Genomic DNA, 6135 nt, shown 5'->3' on the forward strand with positions numbered 1-6135 from the left:
GGCTGGCACAGATGCGTATAGAAGAGCATATTATTTTAGAAACACCGGATTTCGTTATCCTCAACAAGCCATCGGGAATGCTGACATTACCCGATCGCCATGATAACGAGTTAACATCGTTGCTGGGGCTGTTGAGAAAGCATTATGGCGAAATTTTCACCGTACATCGACTGGATCGTGACACGAGTGGTATTATCCTGTTTGCCCGTAACGAGGCGGCACATAAATACTATTCCCAACTTTTCGAGAGCAGGGAGGTGAAAAAGTTTTACCTGGCGATGGTTACCGGACAGCTGGTTCCTAAGGAGGGCAGTGTGGATGAAGCCATTATGGAGCATCCGGTGGTGAAAGGTAAGATGGTAACTAACAGACGCGGTAAAGCCTCTCTGACGGATTATAAAGTACTGGAAGAGTTTGGATTACTGAGCCTGGTAAAATTACAGATTCATACCGGCCGTACGCATCAGATCAGGGTGCATATGAAACACCTGGGTCATCCGGTGGCTGTGGATGAGATGTATGGCACGGGTGAGCCGATCAGGCTTTCCGCTATTAAGAAAAAGTTCAAGCTGGGTAAGTATGTGGAAGAAGAACGTCCGCTGCTGAGCAGGCTGGCATTGCATGCTGCTGAGCTGGAGTTTAAGGACCAGCAGGGGAATGTACAACTGGTGGAAGCGCCGTTGCCAAAGGATATGGCGGCGTTGCTCAATCAGCTACGTAAACATAAAAGCTAGTATAAGAGCTATATATTTTTAGAAGACCGCCTGATGGCGGTCTTTTTTTTGCGCAGTCCCCTGGCCTGCGGTCAGGGGACTACGCTTTATTGACGGGCCGGTGGCCCGTCAATAAAGCGGGACAGCATCACTCATGCGCTTTTATATGGCATAAAAAAAACGGGGAAAAATCCCCGTTTCGTAAAAATCAAAAACCAACCATTAAAAAATCTTTATCGGATAAAATCTTTACCTGGTGGTGGAGTAAAGATTCCGGTAATATTATTTGTTTGGTTGTGGTGTTGTTCTCAGATAAGGCTTAATGATTTTATGGCCTTTCGGAAAACGTTCCGGGATGTCGGCGGTAGGCACTGCAGCCGTAACGATAACATCTTCACCGTCTTTCCAGTCCGCAGGCGTAGCAACACTGTACTGCGCGGTGAGCTGGAGGGAGTCAATCACTCTGAGTACTTCAAAGAAGTTTCTGCCAGTGGAGGCAGGGTAAGTGATTGTGAGTTTAACTTTTTTGTCTGGTCCGATGATAAACAGGGATCTGACAGTAAAAGTTTCTGAGGCATTAGGATGAATCATGCCATACAGGTTAGCCACTGTTTTGTCTTCGTCAGCGATAATAGGAAAAGTAACGTCACAGTTTTGTGTTTCGTTGATATCACCTATCCAGCTTTGATGTTTATCCAATGGATCAACGCTGAGGGCCAGCACTTTAACATTGCGTTTAGCAAACTCGCCGTTAAGTAATGCTGTTTTTCCGAGCTCGGTGGTACATACTGGTGTAAAATCTGCAGGATGCGAGAAAAGTACGCCCCAGCTGTCTCCAAGGTAATCGTAAAAATTTATTTCTCCTAATGTCGTTCTAGCTGTAAAGTTGGGAGCTGTATCGCCCAGTCTTAAACTCATAGTTTTACGATTTACTTGACCAAAAATAGTATTTTCCTATAAAAGTTATAGACTTTAAGGGAACTTTTTCTTTTTTTTCAAGCCTTTGTGATGGGCGGAACAAATGGGGTTAACAAACAGGGGTTATCAAACAAGGACAAATAAGGGTTAATTCATCTGGATAAAAGCTTTGACAGCCAGGCCGTTAGTGGGGTTAACAAGATCCGGTGGTACATTTGGCTGCAGTCAGGCCTGTACACTGCCGGCGAATTCAGCCTGGCTTAAAAAATCATTAATATTTTCAGGAGGCGGCATGATGCAGCTGCCAGGCATAATAGGCCAGGCTGAACTTCATATCATCTGTCAGATCTGCCTCCTGACGGGCAGCTGCATCTTCCAGCTCCAATTCAAGGTATCCCAGGTATAGGTCGTAATTACGTTCCAAAGCTTTGACACAATGCCGGATCCGCTTGTTGATATCCTTGCGGGCCGCTGGCGGTAGCACGGGTTTTTCCGGCTCCTGCGGCGTTGCTGGTAAAGCGACTATTTTGCCTTTTTCTTCTGCAACTTCCTCCATCTCCAGCCAGTTAACCCGCTGCAGAATAGCACCAATTGGAAGCGGCTGCCGACTACTGATTGTACGTGCTGTGTTCATTGCCTTCAGATTTAATTACTATACAAAAGTACCCGGCCGTTACGCAGAGGATATGCGTAGTGAAAACATTTCTGTATTTTTAATCCAAATTATTTTGTTAGTGCCAAAGAATAAAGATGCAGTATCGCGATACCGCTGGATAGATGAGCGATTACGCAATAAACGACTGCCAAAGCCCACCCTGGAAAACCTGATAGAGTACGTTTCTGAAAAAATGGATGCCGTTTTGTCTACCCGTACCATACAGAAAGATATACAGGATATGCGGCAGGGCCCGGAACTCAACTACATGGCGCCCATCGTATACGACCGGGCCACCAAAACATACCGCTATGCTGATGAAAACTATTCCATCAGCCAGCTCCCTATTGAAGAAGCTGACCTCCAGGGCCTCGAAATCGCTATCGGTATCCTGGAACAGTTCAGAAGTCTGCCTGTAGTACAGCAATTTGAAGATTCCATCCTGAAAATAGCTGCCAGCCTTAAAATAAACAGGGAAGCCCTGCAAAACCAGGGACTGATTAAGTTTGCGCGTACCACACAGTATAAAGGAGCCGAACACATACCTTTTATCGTAGATGCTATTAAAAACCTGGAGATAATCCGCGTCGCCTACCAGAGCTTTGAGCGCGATGAGCCTAAAGAACACTGGGTAGAACCTTATCACCTGCGGGAATACCAGCACCGGTTTTACCTCATCGGTAAAAGTCAGCAAACGCGCGGTGGTGCAGTACTTACCTTCGCGCTGGATCGCGTAGTGGAAATATGGCCCACCATGAAACACTTTGATCAAAAGAACTTCGACGATGCCAGCTACTTCAAACATGCCATCGGCATCACGGTATCAGATGGTGATCCGGAAGAAGTGCTGTTGTCATTTACGCCGCGACAGGCCAAATACATTAAATCACAGCCCATACATGCTTCGCAGAAAGTGTTAAAGGACACAGACAAAGAATGCCATATTTCCCTGCAGGTAGTAGTAAATCCGGAGCTGATTATGACCCTGTTGAGCTATGGCGCTAACGTGAAAGTATTACAGCCACAATCGCTGGCCGGGAAAATGAAGGAAGAGGCAACACAGATGCTGAAGAATTATAAATAAACCACCGCAGGTGGCCCCAAATTTAAGGGGGAGAACGAAAGCCGAAAGCTTACGTTCTCCCCCTTAAAAATTTAATGCAATATATGTTATTGTTGCTGTTGCTTCGGCTTTGTAAACAGGCTGTCGGCCACCGGCTGGTTGACCGTCATTTTGTTGATCTTCAGCGTCATCATACCTCCGCCTTGCGTGCTGGTAGCAGGATATACATAACCTTCCGGATTTTTGCTGTAATCTGCAAATTCTGATATCAGCTCCTGCTCTTTGCCTTGAATCTTTACAGAATTTAAAGCGCGTACAATGTAGTAAGAGTTGGCATCCAGGAACACATAACCTACATTTCCTTCTTTGGTAGTAACCTTCAGCTTATAAGCAGGCTTACCTTCTACGGTATCTTTTCCTACCAACGCCACCTGTTTACCTTTGGCTGCATAATCATACAGTTCACTACCGGAAATATCCAGCATACCTTTCATTGCATTGTAAGTGGCAGAATCCATATCCTCCGGGCTCAGCTGGCCCATTACCGGCATCCAGATCCAGCCGGATTTCTGATTCAGCACCTGCACATTGCTGGTCCCCATCACTTCAAATTCAAGTCGCATTGACTTATTATTCTGTCCCCATTTTTTGAAGGGAATTTCCTGGCCTTGCGCCATGGTAACACCTTCTACATACTGGGTCTTTACGCCTGAAATTTTAGCTACTCCACCCATTGCTGCATAGTGTTTATTTAAAACGTCGGTGAGCGACTGACCAAAGGAATTCGTTACGGCCATCACCATCAGCAACACCAACACACTTAGATACTTAACTGGTTTCATAATCATAATTTATCGAATAAAGATAACATAAAAACGTTTCCACCAAATTCTCCCCCTATCCTTTCTGTCAAACTCCGTGCTAATGATTAGATTTACAATATGAATAAATTTGAAATTACCGGAAACCTGGTAGATGTACTTCAACAGGAAATATACCCTGCTACCCTGCAGGTGCAAGACGGTCGGATCAATAAGATAACACGCCTGGAAAAGCCCTGTGATGGCTATATTATGCCGGGATTTACAGATGCGCACGTACACGTGGAAAGCTCCATGCTCATACCTTCGGAATTTGCCCGTATGGCGGTGGTGCACGGTACCGTGGCCACCATCAGTGATCCACATGAAATAGCCAATGTATTGGGTGTGGCAGGTGTGGAGTATATGCTCGAAAATGGCAAAACGGTTCCTTTTAAATTTAATTTTGGTGCACCTTCCTGTGTACCGGCCACCACTTTTGAAACAGCCGGCGCCACCGTGACGGCTGCCGACGTAGCGCAGCTCCTGCTTCGCAACGATATTAAATACCTCACTGAAATGATGAACTTCCCGGGTGTGCTGCATCATGACCCGGAGGTAATGGCCAAAATAGCTGCCGCGAAATCCATGAATAAGCCCGTGGATGGCCATGCACCAGGCCTGCGCGGCGAAGATGCCCGCAATTATATCAACGCCGGTATCAGTACTGATCACGAGTGCTTTACCATTGAAGAAGCGAGGGAAAAATTATCCTATGGCATGCATTTACTTATCCGCGAAGGAAGCGCTGCCAAAAACTTTGAAGCACTCATTCCGCTGCTACCTGACTATTATGAAAAAATAATGTTCTGCAGTGATGATAAACACCCTGACAGTCTCGAAGACGGCCACATCAACCTGCTCGTAAAACGCTCGCTGGCAAAGGGAATGGACCTGTTCAAAACATTGCGTGCAGCCTGCGTAAATCCAGTACTGCACTATCAGTTGGATAATGGGTTATTGAGAGAAGAAGACGCTGCCGATTTCATTATGGTGGATAACCTGGAAGATTTCAATATAGTCGGTACCTGGATCAACGGAATCAAAGTAGCGGAGCATGGTAAAACCCTCATCCAGTCAGTAGCTGCGGACACAATCAACAACTTCGATTGTACCCCCAAAACCACGGAGGACTTCATGATTCCTGCCCTGCACAGCACACAGAAAGTACCTGTAATTGGTGCTATTGAAGGCGAGCTGATTACCAATAAACTCAGCGCTATCCTGAAAGCGGAGGATGGCCATCTCCCTGGTGATATCAACCAGGATGTACTTAAACTCACGGTAGTTAACAGGTATCGTAATGCTGCACCGGCACTGAGTTTCATAAAAGGATTCGGGTTAAAGGAAGGGGCAATTGCCTCTTCGGTGGCGCATGATAGCCATAACATTATCGCAGTAGGGGCTGATGATGAAAGTATTTGCGCGGCAGTGAATGCCGTAATAGCTGCCAAAGGCGGTATCAGCCTCGTACGTAACGGTAAAGCGGAAGTACTGGCATTACCTGTAGCCGGCTTGATGAGTAACCTCGACGGCCATACGATTGCTGCACAATACAAGGCATTGGACAAAGCAGCAAAAGAACTGGGATCACCGCTGGCTTCCCCTTTCATGACCTTATCCTTCATGGCTTTGCTGGTAATTCCACATCTGAAGCTGAGTGACCTCGGACTGTTTGACGGTGATACTTTTACATTTGTAACCCCTGAATGAAAATAAAAATGGCCGGATGTATCAAAACTAAACGAAGGCCCTGAGAATTACTCAGGTGAGTGCACGACTCCATCAGGGCCCCGAATAAAAAGAGGTACTGTTTTGATTTCCAAAAAAAGCAGAACTTTATTTTAAGGAAGACCTGGTTTTTATGGCAAGGTTTATCCTGTGCAGGCAGACTTAGGTCTGCCTGTTTTATTTATAATTGATATA

6 protein-coding genes are annotated in these 6135 nt (G+C 45.9%); 3 read left to right on the forward strand and 3 right to left on the reverse strand.

The features are described from left to right. Window positions 1–11: 11 nt before the first annotated feature. On the forward strand, window positions 12–734 hold the full coding sequence (locus tag KW844_RS21660; RefSeq protein ID WP_218378874.1) for an RluA family pseudouridine synthase: 723 nt from the start codon (window positions 12–14) through the stop codon (window positions 732–734). Window positions 735–995: 261 nt separating this feature from the next. On the opposite strand, the gene KW844_RS21665 is transcribed toward KW844_RS21660, so the two are convergent. Beyond that, a complete protein-coding gene (locus tag KW844_RS21665) occupies window positions 996–1631 on the reverse strand; it encodes a peroxiredoxin (protein ID WP_073084090.1) in 636 nt (211 codons plus the stop codon). Window positions 1632–1911: 280 nt separating this feature from the next. Then, window positions 1912–2265: a hypothetical protein gene (locus KW844_RS21670; protein ID WP_218378875.1), complete on the reverse strand. Its 354-nt coding sequence runs from the start codon at window positions 2263–2265 to the stop codon at window positions 1912–1914. Between the two features lie 100 nt (window positions 2266–2365). Here KW844_RS21670 and KW844_RS21675 point away from each other — a divergent pair, with 100 nt between their 5' ends. Beyond that, a complete protein-coding gene (locus tag KW844_RS21675; protein ID WP_218378876.1) occupies window positions 2366–3370 on the forward strand; it encodes a WYL domain-containing protein in 1005 nt (334 codons plus the stop codon). Between the two features lie 86 nt (window positions 3371–3456). Here KW844_RS21675 and KW844_RS21680 read toward each other — a convergent pair whose 3' ends face one another. Further along, a complete protein-coding gene (locus KW844_RS21680) occupies window positions 3457–4191 on the reverse strand; it encodes an outer membrane lipoprotein-sorting protein (protein WP_218378877.1) in 735 nt (244 codons plus the stop codon). A 99-nt stretch (window positions 4192–4290) separates the two neighbouring features. On the opposite strand from KW844_RS21680, the gene ade reads away from it, so the two are divergent. Next, a complete protein-coding gene (gene ade, locus KW844_RS21685; protein ID WP_218378878.1) occupies window positions 4291–5922 on the forward strand; it encodes an adenine deaminase in 1632 nt (543 codons plus the stop codon). Window positions 5923–6135 lie beyond the last annotated feature (213 nt).

Source organism: Chitinophaga sp. sic0106, from assembly GCF_019219075.1.
Taxonomy (GTDB): Bacteria; Bacteroidota; Bacteroidia; order Chitinophagales; family Chitinophagaceae; genus Chitinophaga.